The sequence below is a fragment of the Crenothrix polyspora genome, assembly GCF_900163755.1.
GTDB lineage: Bacteria > Pseudomonadota > Gammaproteobacteria > Methylococcales > Methylomonadaceae > Crenothrix > Crenothrix polyspora.
Genome location: NZ_FUKI01000093.1, coordinates 1 through 14884 on the forward strand (window position 1 = coordinate 1; position 14884 = coordinate 14884).

The following is a 14884-nucleotide window of genomic DNA, read 5'->3' on the forward strand; positions in this document are numbered from 1 at the left end:
AGGTTAAGCCATTCGTGGTGAGCGTGTCGGATACCAACTTAAAACGGGACAAAATGTAGGTTGGGTTGAACGCTTTTCTCAACCCAACATTCCCAAGGCCTTGTAAAATGTTGGGTTGCCAAACAGCAGGCAGCCCAACCTACTTGAATGTTATTGTTTTTTTGTCCCACGTTAGGAACGTGCATGAAATAACTTGAACAACTTAAACGCCACCACCGTTCGTGCTGAGCCTGTCGAAGCATGAACTTGCTCAAGTTATTTCGTGCGCGTTCCTTACCTTAACTTTTGTTGCTTGTATTTATCAATGCGAACGACAAAATAAAATTTCAACTTTAAAACCAAGCGCAATTCAGATTTAAAATCTCCAAATTACGCTTGAACCGTATTACAAATGCTTTATTTTACTTTAATGCAATGTAAAAACGCTTGGTTTCTCGGGCGAATTTCTGTATTAGGTTTTGGTGTAAATTCGCTATACGTTCCGGTAGCGGAGGATATTAAAAAAGGATAACTTCCGCCCATGCCTGTATGACGATTATCGCCCCATGTATTCAGTTGTGGACTGCCCACGGCATTCGCTTGTTGTTGAGCTTGCCAAGTGTTGTTTTGTCTACCAGGATCAACGCCTCTACCATGATCCCAACCTCTAATAAATTCGCCACGTAAATCAGGCAATTTTACAAATATATCGGCACCTACTTGTTGAATTGGAAGTACTCCATCTGTTGCAAGAAATAGATTTAAACCATCCCAGTTTAATGCACCACTGACTAAGAATGGAAATAGCTGACCATTGGTTTCGCTCCAATTGGTAGGGCAGGAGTTTTTGGCAAATGCCATAATACCTCCCACTTGAAGATCACTGGTAGGATTGCTTGGCCCCATAATTTTGGCTGTTTGTTCTTTAGCAGCAATCAACTCAGCAGGTTTTAACAAACCCGCTTCGGCTTTATCAATTAAAGGCATTGCCACTAATTGTAATTGCGCTTGTTGTTTTGCATTAATTTTAGTTGGGTTGGATATAATAACAATGGGTGGTGTTGTATCTATCGGATCTGTTTTTATCGGATCTAAACCACCTGAGCCTGTTTCTATAGGATCTGTTTCTATCGGACCTCCTGAACACGGACCTGTTTTTTGGAGTTCTCCATCGACTGAAAGTGGTGGTTGGCATTTTATGTCTGGTAATGCTATGGCATGACTTAATCCACTATTAACTAAACAAACTGCTGTTAACGCGCTGTAAGCTAATAATTTTATTTTTTTGTTTTTCATTTTTAATCCATTAAATCGTCAATCTAAATTTAGGTAAATTATCCTTAAAAAATTGGCTCTTTGTGAAGCATGCGCTATGAAAAACCCTGTTTCAGGATACGAAGATACATATCGTAATAAATTCAAGCTACTAAACAACATCAAGTCTTGAATCCGAATTGTTATATGCAATTTGAAGATTAGTTCATATACCATGCATTACAACTGTGAATATTCCACACACTTTACGGCACAAAAACTGCTTAGGAACGCGCACGAAATAACTTGAGCAAGTTCATGCTTCGACAGGCTCAGCACGAACGGTGGTGGCGTTTAAGTTATTCAAGTTATTTCATGCACGTTCCTTAGAATAAATCAAAGCTATTATTTACTAGTCTTAGTCAACTTTATTTTTCGGGTATTGCAAAGACCTACGAGGTTTTCAAAACCTCGTAGGTCTTTATAGCATCCGACAGAATAATATTGACTGAGTACTAATTTGTTGAAATCGTAGGCGGGCTTTTAAAAAAGCCGCCATAGCCTTTATCGTGCTATGAACGGCTTTTTATGGGGTGGTGTAGGTTTTCTTATTTACTTAATAAAACAGGCTCTAACACTATGGCTGGCAAAGCGATTCTAGGTTTCGCTGTTTTTCCGAACAGGTATCGGTATGAAAATACTTTGCTCTGACCTGGATTTAGCGCTCCAACCTTGAAGGCAATATTAATTGTGGCATCTGAATAAATAACGCCAGGGCTGGGAACTTGTGCGACCCCGCAGATGGCATTCAAAATATTATTTGGTACCGTTGTCCAGGTGTCGCTGATGCAGGTTTTATGAGTAACCGGATCAACTGAATACAGTGCAGTAAAAAGTTTTGTATTTTTGCCACCCGCCCAGGCTATGTGGTCTGGATCTACCACAACATTGGGGATGCCAAAGCCGTAATTAAATGTATGGCCTATATGATTAGCCGTACGAAACTCACCGTATCCATCGTAATCTTGATCAGGATCGAGCCCACGGGCAAACTGTATATTTTTAACGGTATTTTTCCCCGTATTTTCTATCTCAGTACGCATAACAATTTCGCTGGCGTTGGGATCAAGAGAGTATTTTTGTGTAATCTTTAATTTATTTGATCCTTGTGTGATGGTAGATGTTGCCAGTACAGCACCTTCTTGGCCAGCGCTCCTATAGAGTGGTGTAATAGTTGTTGGGATATTATCCGCACCTGAAATTAACGGGCCATTGCTGTTGTTATTGGTATAAACGGGGCTTCCATTGTTAAAACTGACCGAAAAATATTCAAAAGGCGAGCCGGGTCTTAAATAATCAGGTGTGTTAAGTGTGCCCGTTCCGGCGGGATTATGGGTTATACCCAACAAGCCACTGCCATTGCCCAGCGTGCCGTCTTGACTTACACAGGTAGCAACAAAATTGTTTTCTAAAAAATAGCCGTTTGTTTTGTAGCACTCTTTTCGTGGCGATATAAGAAGTTCGCGGGTGAGAACAATAGCTGGTGTTGCCGTTTCATTATGAATGGTACTTGGGTAAGCAGATTCCAATTTGCTAAAATCAACGTTCCGTCCCGCAAGATTGGCATATATACTAGGGTGGAAGTCTTTTAGATAAGAATCCAACGTTACAACTTCCGGCTGCACGACCGCTGCTTCTGAAGTCAATGAAAGCACTGCGCTGACGGCTAAAAATAATTTTTCTAACGTGTTCATGTGATAATCTCCAAAGAAAATGAGAACTAGGCAGCGTTGGCTTCCTAATTAAACTTGTTGCCAGGTGATTGAAAAAACCAAACGCATAACACCGAAGTCGTGGCTAGTATGACGATCACTAAGCGCCCTGTCTGTGAAGTAATGCACACACTCAGGGGTGAATATTACCTTTTCTTATCATTTAAAATATGCCACTTCGCCTTGGCGATAGACATTGAATTTCATCCTCCAATGCTACAATCAATTGACTTAGCACCAACGAGTCATAGACAATGGTATGTTAATTTGGAAATAACGATTTACTTCTCGCATGGCCAATAGCGATTCCCATCTCAATACCTTGATTTCAGTTTCCAACCTATCGTTTTCGCGCGGCAACAAGAAAATATTTGACGATATTTCCTTAGATTTCGAGCGCGGCAAAATTACCGCCATCATGGGGCCTAGCGGCACGGGCAAAACTACCTTATTAAAAATAATCGGTGGCCAGCTATTGCCTGAGCGCGGCACGGTGCTGGTCGATGGCCAAAACGTTCACCAGTTACGCCGTGCCGACTTGTTCACCCTGCGCAAACGCATGGGCATGTTGTTCCAAAGTGGTGCGTTGCTGACCGATATGAACGTCTTCGACAACGTCGCCTTCCCCTTGCGCGAGCACACCAAGCTGACTGAATCCATGATTCGTACGCTGGTGCTGATGAAGCTGGAAGCGGTCGGCTTGCGCGGTGCATGCAACTTAATGGCTAACGAACTGTCCGGTGGCATGGCAAGAAGGGTCGCCTTAGCCAGAGCCATCGTGCTTGACCCGATGATGATTATGTACGACGAACCGTTTACTGGCCAAGATCCCATCTCTATGGGCGTGCTCGTGCATCTGATCAAAGCCTTGAACAAAACCCTGGGGCTGACCAGCATCATCGTGTCGCACGATGTCCACGAAACCGCCGCCATCGCCGATTACATTTATATTATTTCCGAAGGTAAAGTGGTAGGGCAGGGCACACCGGATGAAATTAAACAGTCTGATTCTGAATGGGTGCAACAATTTATGACCGGTGCTGCCGATGGCCCCGTGCATTTTCATTATCCGGCAAAAGATTATCTGGACGATTTATTGTCATCAGGGAAGCGTTATTAATGGATTGTTATTATGACTGAGTTATTTGCCCAGTTGGGTAAGAGTACGCGCGGCAGTTTTAGCAAGCTGGGGCGGGCGACCTTTTTTCTGCTGCAATGCTTGTCGGGTATCGGTAGCGTATTGCTGCGTCCGCGTTTGTTGTTAAATCAGTTACACTCGGTCGGCGTATTGTCGTTTCTCATTATCAGCATCTCCGGCTTGTTTGTCGGTATGGTGCTGGGTTTGCAGGGCTTTTATATCCTGTCCGAGTTTGGTGCAGAAGAAACCTTGGGGGTTATGGTCGCCGCATCCTTAGTGAGAGAGCTAGGGCCAGTCGTGTCTGCTTTGTTGTTTGCAGGCCGTGCAGGTTCTGCTTTAACCGCCGAAATCGGCCTGATGAAAGCCACCGAGCAGTTGTCTGGCATGGAAATGATGGCAGTTGACCCGATTAAACGTATCATTTCGCCGCGCTTTTTGGCCGGATTTATATCCATGCCGTTATTAGCGGCGCTGTTCAGTGCCATCGGCATAGTGGGCGGACAAATTATCGGCTCTGGCTTGCTGGGTGTTGATGAGGGTGCGTATTGGTCGCAAATGCAAACCAAGCTGGATTTTACCGATGACATCATCAACGGCGTGATCAAAAGCGTGGTGTTTGGTTTTATCACCAGCTGGATCGCCTTGTTTGAAGGCTATGATGCCGTCCCGACTTCTGAAGGCATCAGTCGCGCCACCACACGGACGGTTGTTAATTCCGCTTTTAGTATATTGGGTCTGGATTTTATCCTGACCGCCCTCATGTTTGGAGATGATTAACATGCAGCACAGCTCTACACAAGACACTTTTGTTGGCCTGTTTGTGGCCGCAGGCATAGCGGCCTTGTTCTTTTTGGCCTTGCAAGTGAGCAATTTAAGCTCGTTTACCGACCAGGACAGTTACACACTGGTCGCCCGCTTTGAAAATTCCGGCGCTTTAAAAGTAAAATCACCGGTTTCGGCGGCGGGTGTTAAAATAGGCCAGGTCAGTGATATTAGTCTTGATCCCAAGACTTACCAATCCGTCGTTAAAATGAGCATTTATTCACAATACAATCATATTCCTAGCGACACCACCGCCAGCGTGTTTACCGCTGGGCTGTTGGGCGAGCAATATGTCAGCCTTGAGCCAGGCGGCTCGGAAGACTTTTTAAAAGACAACGAAGTGCTGGAAATCACCCAATCAGCGATTATTCTTGAAAAAGCTATCGGTCAGTTCTTGTTTAAATCCGCCGAAGAAAAGAAGTGACCGTGCTGACCATTAGCCCGCAAGGTGCTGGCCAATTTAGCGTGGCAGGCCAGATGACGTTTGCCGCCATAAGCGCCCAGATAAGCACGGTGTGTGCGTTTTTAACATCGGCTAAGCAAATCACCATTGATCTTGCCCAAGTGACCGCCGCCGATAGCGCAGGTTTGGCCTTGTTAATCGAATGGAAAAAAATAGCCCGCAACCACAAATGCCAACTGGTGTTAAAAAACATCCCTGAACAATTACGCATGCTGGCAGGACTCAGCGGTTTTGACCTGTCTAGCCATTTTACCCTTCAGCCTTGATTAGCTTAGCTGTCAACGCTTACATCAAACACTAACGGTCTACGTATGGATAAATTAATTATTACTGGTGGCGCACGACTTTCTGGCGAGCTGCGTATTTCGGGTGCCAAGAATGCGGCACTGCCTATTTTGGCCGCTACTTTGTTGTCGCACTCACCGGTTACCGTCGGTAACGTGCCGCATTTGCATGACATCACCACGACACTGGAATTGCTCGGCCGCATGGGCGTGCATCTGTTAGTTGACGAACGCATGAACATCGAAATCGACAGCAGCAAAATCAGCAGTTTTGTCGCACCCTATGAGCTGGTCAAAACCATGCGAGCCTCCATTTTAGTATTAGGGCCGTTATTGGCGCGCTTTGGTGAGGCGCATGTATCTTTGCCAGGTGGTTGTGCGATTGGCACACGTCCGGTGGATATTCATTTAAATGGTTTGATTAAAATGGGAGCCGAAATTACCCTGGAAAATGGTTTTATCCATGCCAAAGCTAAGCGTTTAAAAGGCTGTCGACTGGTGCTGGAGCAAGTTACGGTGACCGGTACAGAAAACCTGTTAATGGCAGCGGTGTTAGCAGAGGGTACTACCATTATGGAAAATGCCGCTAAAGAACCTGAAGTCAGTGATTTGGCACATTTTTTAAATAAAATGGGTGCAAAAATTACCGGTATTGGTACTGATGTATTGGTAATTGAGGGCGTGGAAAAATTGGGTGAAGAAAGCATCCATTACAATATTATGCCAGATCGTATCGAAACCGGTACGTATCTGTGTGCGGCGGCTATCACCGGCGGTAAGGTTAAGCTTAAAAACACCCGCCCTGATATTTTGGATGCGGTATTGGATAAATTGATAGAAGCCGGTGCCGATATTCAAACCGGTGAAGACTGGATTAGTCTGGATATGCACGGCAAACGCCCCAAGGCGGTGTCTTTACGTACCGCACCTTACCCTGCTTTCCCAACTGATATGCAGGCGCAGTTTATTGCTATGAATACGGTTGCTGACGGGGTTGGTGTCGTTATTGAGACAATTTTTGAAAATCGTTTTATGCACGTCAATGAATTACAGCGCATGGGCGCGGATATCCGTTTGGAATCCAATACCGCGATTTGTACTGGCACTAAAAAACTGACGGGTGCGCCGGTGATGGCGACAGATTTACGTGCCTCGGCCAGTTTGGTGATTGCGGCTTTAATTGCAGAAGGTGATACTTTGGTAGATCGTATCTACCATATTGATCGTGGTTACGACCATATTGAAGAAAAACTGACGCAATTGGGCGCGACTATCCGTCGCGTACCGAACTGAGGAGTAAGCGCTATGTTAACAATTGCAGTCTCCAAAGGCCGTATTTACGAGGAAGCTTTGCCGTTATTGGCCGAAGTTGGCATTGAGCCGATTGATGACCCCAAAACCTGCCGCAAATTGATTTTGCGTACCACGCGCGATGACGTGCAGTTGGTCATTATCCGTGCGACTGATGTACCGACGTTTGTCGAATACGGTGCAGCGGATTTAGGTATTGCCGGTAAGGATGTGTTATTGGAACACGGCGCAGAAAGCCTGTACGAGCCGCTGGATTTAAACATTGCCCGTTGCCGTTTAATGACCGCTGCGCACAAAAATGCACCGCCGCCATACGGGCGTATTCGGGTGGCTACCAAGTACGTAAAAATTGCCCAGAAGTATTTTGCCAGTCAAGGTATCCAGGCGGAAATTATCAAACTGTACGGGTCTATGGAGCTTGCGCCGTTGGTAGGTTTAGCGGATTGCATCGTGGATTTGGTGGATACTGGCAATACTTTGCGAGCGAACGATTTGGAACCGCGTGAGCATATTATGGACATCAGTTCGCGTTTGGTGGTAAATAAAGCGGCTATGAAGATGAAAAATCAGGCCATTGCCAGTTTGCTTGATCAGCTTGAAAAAAATATTGCCCAAAAAAATTAAGCTTTATCACCTTGGTCTGCGCATATATTTGCGCATATATTACAGTGCCCACTGCGTTGTATGCTGTATGTACAGCGTTTTCAACTTAGGACAGTTGCAGCCACCGTTCGTGCTGAGCTTGTCGAAGCATGAACGGCACACTTCGACAAGCTCAGTGCGAACGGTTACGCTGTAACTATTGAACTGTGAAAACGCTGTAAGTGTAGGTTAGTTATTTTTGCTGGTGAATGCTCGCGGTAGTATTGCCAGATGCCGATGTGATTACACTTTGGTGTTGCCCCCACTAAAGTGTCAGCATAAATGATCTGTAAAAATCATACTATTGCTCACTCACTTTAGTGGCACCATCAATATATAACCAAGTACCCTGATTTTTTTTAAAGCGACTAATCTCATGCAATACAAAATGCTGACCGTCTTGTTGATAATAGGCTTTAAACTCAACTGTGCCTTGGCTGTGAGTCTCCCGTCCTTTGTGACAACGGATAATTTCTAGTCGTAACCAGACAGTTGTATCGTTAGAAAGATTCAGATTAGCCGGGCATTTAGTCGCATCCCATGTTGCCAATAAATAATCCACATGCTTTACAACAAAAGCGCTGTAGCGTGACCGCATTAGCACTTCTGCGGTCTGTGCCAATTTAGATGTATTGTGATATGGCTCGCAGCAGTCAGAATAATGCAGCTTCAATCCACAATAACAATCCGCCATAGCTAATAAGTTAAGCAGAAACTGCGTTTAAAACCTGTAAAAGTTCATCGACATGGGCTTTAACTTTTACTTTGCGCCATTCATATACCAGTATTCCAGCGGGATCAATTAAAAATGTACTGCGCTCTATACCCAAAACTTGTTTGCCGTACATATTTTTTAGTTTGATGACATCAAACCATTGACACAAAGTTTCATCGGTATCGCTCAGCAAGTCAAATGGGAGCTGTTGTTTGCACTTAAAGCCTTCATGAACACGGACACTATCACGCGATACACCAATAATAGCCGCGTTTAACTGGGTAAATTTATCGATATTATCCCGAAACGCCTGACCTTCCAGTATGCAACCGGGTGTATTGTCTTTAGGATAAAAATACAAGACCAGATACTTACCCCGATAATCGGATAATTTAACCGTTTTATCGCCTGTCGATGGTAAAGCAATATCAGTAATAATCGTACCGATAACGGGATGAGGCATCATGTTAGTTAACGTTTTATGGGTTCAAGTATGGCATCAATATTAGATTGATCACAAAAATCTAAAAACTCTTCACGCAGCGACAATAAATGTAATTGCGGTGGAATCAATAAAATAAATTTGGTGGAAAATACCGAAGATTGAATGTATGGCGCTTGATAACAGCTGCCAGTGATTTCTTCAATCTCTATTTCCCTGTCATATAAAAAAGACGTGATAGACTCCACAACATTAGCGCGATCTAAAGAGATGGTTTCTAATGAATACGGCATGTAATCTTTGCCCTTATCCTTGGCTTCTGGACGCAAGGTATGTATTTTTATCTCCAGACGCGTTTGAATAAGTTCTAATGTACTTTCAAACTTAGCAATTTGATTCCAGTTACCTTGTATCAGCATATACGCTGCGGTTGATTGCGCTAATTTGGTTGTTCGTATTTCCATAATGCTGCATTTACAATCGCGCACAGCAGGCAGCAATTCGGCAACGAAATTGATTTTGTTATTACCTAAAACAGTGATGGCTAGTTGCATTATTTTTTTAAATTTTTTATTTTGAGTAGATTAGCATCAAATTAATAAAATTTGACTAACATTAGGTTTTATTGTCATAAAATAAACATCGGCACATAATCTGCCTGTCATCTCATAGTAAACAGTATAGCTTATTCATCCTACAGTAAAAAAAATCAGTAGGGCTATTGTAATCTTAATTAATCGTTGTAAATATGTCATCGTTAAAAGATAAAAAATCGCATTTTTGGAACACAGGTATCGATACCGATCATATTGTCACGTTAGAGGGTGCGGACAGTATTAATCGCTTATTGGCTCATAGCGATTTCGATAGCTTGGATATGCCAGAAATTACCACCCAGTTTTCCGCATTTAATAGCCACGAAGCATTGCTAGATATTAAAACGATAGATGATTTTCACGATTCTACGTTGTTTATGGACACTTTAGTTGAAAAAATACCTCACTTCCCTGTTGAAATTATCGCTGTCATTGATGAGCCTCAAAAACCCATAATCTTAAAAAACAGCGACACCGCATTAGCTAACACAGATAACAACTCCATTATTACAGCGTTAAGTCGTTCAGACACAATAATATCGGTAGCCAATAGTGCTGGTTATCCTGATACCTCAGTCATGCTTGCCGATGTAACTATAGCAGCAACTGCTATCCCTACAGCATTGGATAATATCACAGTAGCACCGAGCGCCTCTGTTATCGTGTCTGCGGATACAATCGTGCAAAGCACTAACATACAAAAACCAATGTCGGCTTACCAAGCACACCAACCGTTTAATAGTCCGCGTGAAGTCGATAAATATGATAAGCCTGTTAGCGAGGCATTGAGTGCTGACGTATTCGCATGTCCTACGGAAAACATATCAAGTCTAGCTGATAATCATACACCCGTGGAAAAAGTTGCCGACGATGCTGCTATTCTTAATAATTTTGTTACACAGACGGCACTGCATCAGGCAACACGTAGTGATTTTGATAAGCACATCCAAACCTCTGTTACCTTTACGTCAACCATTAATGAAACTGTACACAACTCCGAATGGGCTTTATTTAAAGCCGAACAAGAGAAGAGCCACGCACACTTGAAAAAACGCATCACCCAACTGGAAAAATCCATTAGAACTGCTGTACTGTTTAGCATACTCGCCGGCATTTTGGCCGGTGTTTCTTTAATTGCTGCGGTGAGCGGCTTAGTGTAGAACGCAATAAACCTTATGAGAAAACAAAAATTAGTCGTTGCTATCTCCTCCCGCGCGTTATTTAATTTAGACGAGTCCCACGCCGTGTTTGAAAAACAGGGCAAAGAAGCGTTTTTACGTTACCAAATTGAGCATGAAGACGAGGTTTTACAACCGGGTTACGGTTTCTCGCTGGTCAGAAAATTTTTGGCGCTTAACGAAAAAACGCCAGATGATCCTTTGGTTGAAATCATTTTATTATCACAAAACAGCGCCGATACTGGACTTCGAATTTTTAATTCCATTGCTCACCACGGCCTACACATTACCCGTGCCGCTTTTACCAGCGGCGTATCGCCGTACGGTTATATGGCTGCATTTGGTGCCCATTTGTTTTTATCCACTAACGCCGATGATGTTGCCAAAACCCTGAATGCGGGTTTTGCAGCCGCCACCATTTTGTGCGGTTCGTCAATCGACAGCCACCCCGACCAGCTACGCATTGCGTTTGACGGCGACTCGGTGTTATTTTCCGATGAATCTGAGCGTATTTACCAACAACGCGGCTTAACTGCATTTGCCGAAAATGAGCGTACCGAAGCTAAAAAACCCTTACCTGGCGGGCCTTTTAAAGATTTTTTAAGCGCTTTGCATCATATTCAAACCCAATGCGATCCAGACACTGCGCCCATCAGAACTGCTTTGGTAACCGCACGCGCTGCTCCAGCGCACGAACGTGTTGTAAGAACCTTAAGAGCCTGGGGCATCCGTATAGATGAAGCGCTGTTCTTAGGTGGCATGCCCAAAGGCGAATTTTTGAAAGCTTTCGGTGCCGATATTTTCTTTGACGATCAAGAAGGTCATTGTGAATCCGCCGCGCAACATGTTGCAGCAGCTCACGTTCCGCATGGCATTATTAACCAAAAAAAACCTGATGCTTAAATCAATTGGCAACATGGCGCATTAACAAAAAAACTCAGCTTGCATAGCCTTGAGGATTTTGGACTTGCCACTTCCAGGTATCCGCTACCATATCGTCCAGATTTTTTTCAGCTGTCCAGTTAAGCTCTTTAGCGGCGCGTTCAGGATTAGCGAAACATTCTGCTAAATCTCCCGCTCTTCTGGGTGAAAACTGGTACGGCAGTGTTTTGCCCGTCATTTTTTCAAAGGCATTAACAATGTCTAACACACTGTAACCTTTGCCGGTGCCCAAGTTATAGGCATGGCAGCCGCCGTTATTAAACGCCGCACTTTCAATGGTTTCTATGGCTTTAATGTGGCCTTTTACCAAATCGACTACATGAATATAATCACGGATGCCCGTGCCATCGGGTGTTGGGTAATCGTTACCAAATACCGATAATTGTTTTAGCTTACCGATGGCCACTTGCGTGACATACGGCATCAAATTATTGGGAATGCCGTTTGGATCTTCACCAATCAGACCACTTTCGTGTGCGCCGATGGGATTAAAATAGCGCAGCAAGGCAATTTTCCACGGCGTGTTCGTTGAGCCAAGTTTATCTACCGCCGATAGGTCGCGTAAAATATCCTCAATCATCACTTTAGAGCGGCCGTAAGGATTGATTGCACCTAGCGGCAAATCTTCAGAATACTGGGCGTTGGTTGTAGAAGGCTCATACACGGTAGCAGACGAACTGAAAACCAATTGTTTTACATTGGCCGCTACCATAACATCCAGCAGTACCAGCGTACCGTAGACATTATTATGGTAGTAATTTAACGGTTGTTGGCAGGATTCGCCCACCGCTTTAAGACCTGCAAAATGTATCACCGTGTTGATAGATTCTTCGGCAAAAATCTCGGTTAATGCGGATTTGTCTCTAATATCCGCCTCATAAAACTGTAAGGTTTTACCGGTAATCTGCTGTACGCGCGACAGCGATTCGACTTTGCTGTTAGATAAATTATCCACCACCACTACCTGATAACCTGCTTGCAATAACTCGATGCAGGCATGGCTACCAATAAACCCCGCCCCACCGGTCACTAAAACGGTGTGTTTATCCATGTTGTTCACCTATCCTTATTCAAGTATTTTTAGTTTAATGAGATGTATGCGCCGTGTATCGGCTCTAATGACTTCAAATTTTAAATGCCCCACCACCAGGCTTTCACCTTTTTTGGGCATGTGTTCCAACTGATTAACGATTAAACCGCCGACCGTATCGTATTCATCGGTGGTTAATTGTGTTAAAAAATACTCATCGAATTCATCAATAGGCATTAAGGCGTTAATCATGTATTCGTGTTCATTACGCTGGGTGACGTAATCCTTGTCTTCAAAATCATCGTGTTCGTCTTCAATTTCACCCACGATTTGCTCCAAGACATCTTCAATCGACACGCAACCGGCGGTTTGGCCATACTCATCCACGACGATAGCCATGTGATTGCCGTTAGTGCGCAGCTCTTTTAACAACACGTTCAGGCGTTTGCTTTCTGGCACAAAACTGGCCGGACGCATAATATCCTGAACCAGTAACAACTTGTTCTTTAGTACATGTGCTAATAAATCTTTCACCAGCAATATACCGACAACTTTGCTGCGATCTCCATCAATAACCGGATAACGCGAATGCCCCGATTCGATCACCAGCGGAAAAATAGTTTCCAATTCAGCATCTTTAGGCACAACCACCATTTGTATGCGCGGAATCATAATATCGCGCACCCGTAACTGTGATACCTGTAACACGCCCTCAATCATAATCAGCGCGTCGGTATCTAATAAGCGTTTTTCACGCGCCTCTCGCAATATTTCCAATAAATCATCCATGTCTTGCAACTCCCCGGTCAGCAAATGGACGATTTTCTCGATCCAGCTCTTATGCGGGGAGTGTCTACTGGGAGGCTGATCTTCGCTCATTCGTCATTCACCAAACGGTACGGATTATCAATATGCAGCTGTTGTAATAACGCGATTTCTTTACTTTCCATGATCTCTGCTTCACCGTCGTCAATGTGATCATAGCCCAGAAGATGCAATACGCCATGAATAACAATATGTGCCCAGTGATCCAGCAAGGTTTTGTGTTGCTCTAGCGCTTCTTTGGCGACAACAGGGACACAGATCACCAAGTCACCCAGTAAATCCAGCTCAATACCGTCAGGTATTTCGACAGGAAAACTTAAAATATTGGTCGCACCGTGTTTATGGCGATATTGTTCATTTAACGCCTGACTTTCTGACGCGTCAACCAAGCGGATCACGATTTCGTTATCGTGGTCAAGCTCTGTTAACGCGGCATCTACCCAGACCTGTAACTGCGCTAAACTCGGCACATCGGGCGATTCACAGACATTTTGTAACTCTATATAATTCACTGATTGGCTTTCATCTTTTTATCATAGGTTTCATAAGCCAATACAATGCGCTGCACTAACGGATGTCTGACCACATCGCGCACATCAAAAAACGTAAAGCTGATGCCTTCCACGTCTTTTAGCACGTCTAACACATGCCGTAACCCCGACATTTTTTCAGACGGCAAATCAATCTGGGTAATATCGCCCGTTATAACCGCTGTTGAGCCAAAGCCCAGCCGCGTTAAAAACATTTTAATTTGCTCAACGGTGGTATTTTGTGCTTCATCCAAGATGATAAATGCATCGTTCAGGGTTCTGCCACGCATAAACGCTAACGGCGCAACTTCTATAACCCCGCGTTCAATCAACTTTTCTACTCGCTCTAAGCCGAGCATATCATATAACGCATCGTATAATGGCCGAAGATACGGATCGACTTTTTGCGCCATGTCACCGGGCAAAAATCCCAGTTTTTCACCGGCTTCTACCGCTGGACGCACCAAAATAATGCGTTTCACTTTTTCAGTCTGCAACGCCTCAATCGCACACGCCACTGCCAGATAGGTCTTACCCGTACCCGCAGGTCCTACGCCAAAATTAATATCGTGCAAAAAAATCTGCCGCAAATAGTTTTGCTGGTTAACACCGCGACCTTTAATATTGCCGCATTTGGTTTTTATGCTGATTTGTTTGGGTGGCACGGTTTCAACCGACACCTCCGCTAATAAGTCATTAATCGAGGCATCTTGCATCGCCAAATGAATCAGCTCTGGGGTCAATCGTTCGTTTTCGGTGCTGTTAAACAATGTTTGCATAACGGCACAAGCCGCTTTTACCGCCTCCTCAAGCCCCGTTACTTCAAATTGGTTGCCACGATTGGCGATATCGACCTTTAAACGGGTTTCAATTTGTCGCAAATTGACATTGGTACAGCCACAAAAATTAGATAAACGTTCATTATCGGCGGGGAGTAAACACAATTCCTGTGAAATCATCA

The 14884-nt window shown here is 44.1% G+C and carries 17 protein-coding genes; 8 read left to right on the forward strand and 9 right to left on the reverse strand.

The genetic code is table 11. The features are described from left to right. Window positions 1-396: 396 nt before the first annotated feature. Window positions 397-1275, reverse strand: coding sequence for a phage tail protein (locus tag CRENPOLYSF2_RS19170; protein ID WP_087142988.1), 879 nt, complete (start codon window positions 1273-1275; stop codon window positions 397-399). A 566-nt stretch (window positions 1276-1841) separates the two neighbouring features. Further along, a complete protein-coding gene (locus CRENPOLYSF2_RS05715; RefSeq protein ID WP_087142989.1) occupies window positions 1842-2987 on the reverse strand; it encodes a hypothetical protein in 1146 nt (381 codons plus the stop codon). Between the two features lie 310 nt (window positions 2988-3297). Between CRENPOLYSF2_RS05715 and CRENPOLYSF2_RS05720 the strand changes: the two genes are divergently transcribed. The 6 genes from CRENPOLYSF2_RS05720 to hisG are packed head-to-tail and all read left to right on the forward strand — an operon-like array spanning window position 3298 to window position 7647. Continuing rightward, window positions 3298-4125: an ABC transporter ATP-binding protein gene (locus CRENPOLYSF2_RS05720; RefSeq protein ID WP_087142990.1), complete on the forward strand. Its 828-nt coding sequence runs from the start codon at window positions 3298-3300 to the stop codon at window positions 4123-4125. A 12-nt stretch (window positions 4126-4137) separates the two neighbouring features. After that, on the forward strand, window positions 4138-4920 hold the full coding sequence (gene mlaE / locus CRENPOLYSF2_RS05725; RefSeq protein ID WP_087142991.1) for a lipid asymmetry maintenance ABC transporter permease subunit MlaE: 783 nt from the start codon (window positions 4138-4140) through the stop codon (window positions 4918-4920). A gap of 1 nt (window position 4921) precedes the next feature. Further along, window positions 4922-5389 carry an outer membrane lipid asymmetry maintenance protein MlaD gene (gene mlaD, locus CRENPOLYSF2_RS05730; protein WP_087142992.1) on the forward strand — a complete coding sequence of 156 codons (468 nt, stop codon included), beginning with the start codon at window positions 4922-4924 and terminating at the stop codon, window positions 5387-5389. A 2-nt stretch (window positions 5390-5391) separates the two neighbouring features. Further along, entirely contained in the window at window positions 5392-5694 is a 303-nt protein-coding gene (locus CRENPOLYSF2_RS05735) for an STAS domain-containing protein (protein ID WP_245807914.1), read from the forward strand. Window positions 5695-5739: 45 nt separating this feature from the next. After that, entirely contained in the window at window positions 5740-7005 is a 1266-nt protein-coding gene (gene murA / locus CRENPOLYSF2_RS05740) for a UDP-N-acetylglucosamine 1-carboxyvinyltransferase (protein WP_087142994.1), read from the forward strand. A 12-nt stretch (window positions 7006-7017) separates the two neighbouring features. After that, window positions 7018-7647, forward strand: coding sequence for an ATP phosphoribosyltransferase (gene hisG, locus CRENPOLYSF2_RS05745; protein WP_087142995.1), 630 nt, complete (start codon window positions 7018-7020; stop codon window positions 7645-7647). Between the two features lie 319 nt (window positions 7648-7966). Here the strand turns inward: hisG and CRENPOLYSF2_RS05750 are convergent, their stop codons facing one another. Genes CRENPOLYSF2_RS05750 through CRENPOLYSF2_RS05760 form a run of 3 tightly spaced genes read right to left on the reverse strand, consistent with a single transcriptional unit; the run spans window position 7967 to window position 9376 of the window. Further along, window positions 7967-8359 (reverse strand): YchJ family protein, encoded by a 393-nt coding sequence (locus CRENPOLYSF2_RS05750; protein ID WP_272867691.1) that lies wholly within the window; start codon window positions 8357-8359, stop codon window positions 7967-7969. 10 nt (window positions 8360-8369) lie between these two features. Next, window positions 8370-8843 carry a peroxiredoxin gene (locus CRENPOLYSF2_RS05755; protein WP_087143029.1) on the reverse strand — a complete coding sequence of 158 codons (474 nt, stop codon included), beginning with the start codon at window positions 8841-8843 and terminating at the stop codon, window positions 8370-8372. Between the two features lie 8 nt (window positions 8844-8851). Beyond that, window positions 8852-9376, reverse strand: coding sequence for a glycine cleavage system transcriptional repressor (locus CRENPOLYSF2_RS05760; RefSeq protein WP_087142997.1), 525 nt, complete (start codon window positions 9374-9376; stop codon window positions 8852-8854). 194 nt (window positions 9377-9570) lie between these two features. On the opposite strand from CRENPOLYSF2_RS05760, the gene CRENPOLYSF2_RS05765 reads away from it, so the two are divergent. Then, a complete protein-coding gene (locus CRENPOLYSF2_RS05765) occupies window positions 9571-10578 on the forward strand; it encodes a hypothetical protein (RefSeq protein WP_087142998.1) in 1008 nt (335 codons plus the stop codon). A gap of 15 nt (window positions 10579-10593) precedes the next feature. After that, complete coding sequence (locus CRENPOLYSF2_RS05770) at window positions 10594-11499, forward strand: 5'-nucleotidase (protein ID WP_087142999.1); 906 nt, start codon at window positions 10594-10596, stop codon at window positions 11497-11499. A 34-nt stretch (window positions 11500-11533) separates the two neighbouring features. On the opposite strand, the gene galE is transcribed toward CRENPOLYSF2_RS05770, so the two are convergent. Genes galE through CRENPOLYSF2_RS05790 form a run of 4 tightly spaced genes read right to left on the reverse strand, consistent with a single transcriptional unit; the run spans window position 11534 to window position 14882 of the window. Next, window positions 11534-12589 carry a UDP-glucose 4-epimerase GalE gene (gene galE, locus CRENPOLYSF2_RS05775; protein WP_087143000.1) on the reverse strand — a complete coding sequence of 352 codons (1056 nt, stop codon included), beginning with the start codon at window positions 12587-12589 and terminating at the stop codon, window positions 11534-11536. A gap of 15 nt (window positions 12590-12604) precedes the next feature. Next, a complete protein-coding gene (locus CRENPOLYSF2_RS05780) occupies window positions 12605-13447 on the reverse strand; it encodes an HlyC/CorC family transporter (protein ID WP_087143001.1) in 843 nt (280 codons plus the stop codon). Beyond that, entirely contained in the window at window positions 13444-13905 is a 462-nt protein-coding gene (ybeY, locus tag CRENPOLYSF2_RS05785; RefSeq protein ID WP_087143002.1) for an rRNA maturation RNase YbeY, read from the reverse strand. The genes CRENPOLYSF2_RS05780 and ybeY overlap by 4 nt, the downstream gene beginning before the upstream one ends. Further along, window positions 13902-14882, reverse strand: coding sequence for a PhoH family protein (locus CRENPOLYSF2_RS05790; RefSeq protein WP_087143003.1), 981 nt, complete (start codon window positions 14880-14882; stop codon window positions 13902-13904). Before CRENPOLYSF2_RS05790 ends, ybeY begins: the two co-directional genes overlap by 4 nt. Window positions 14883-14884: the final 2 nt, after the last annotated feature.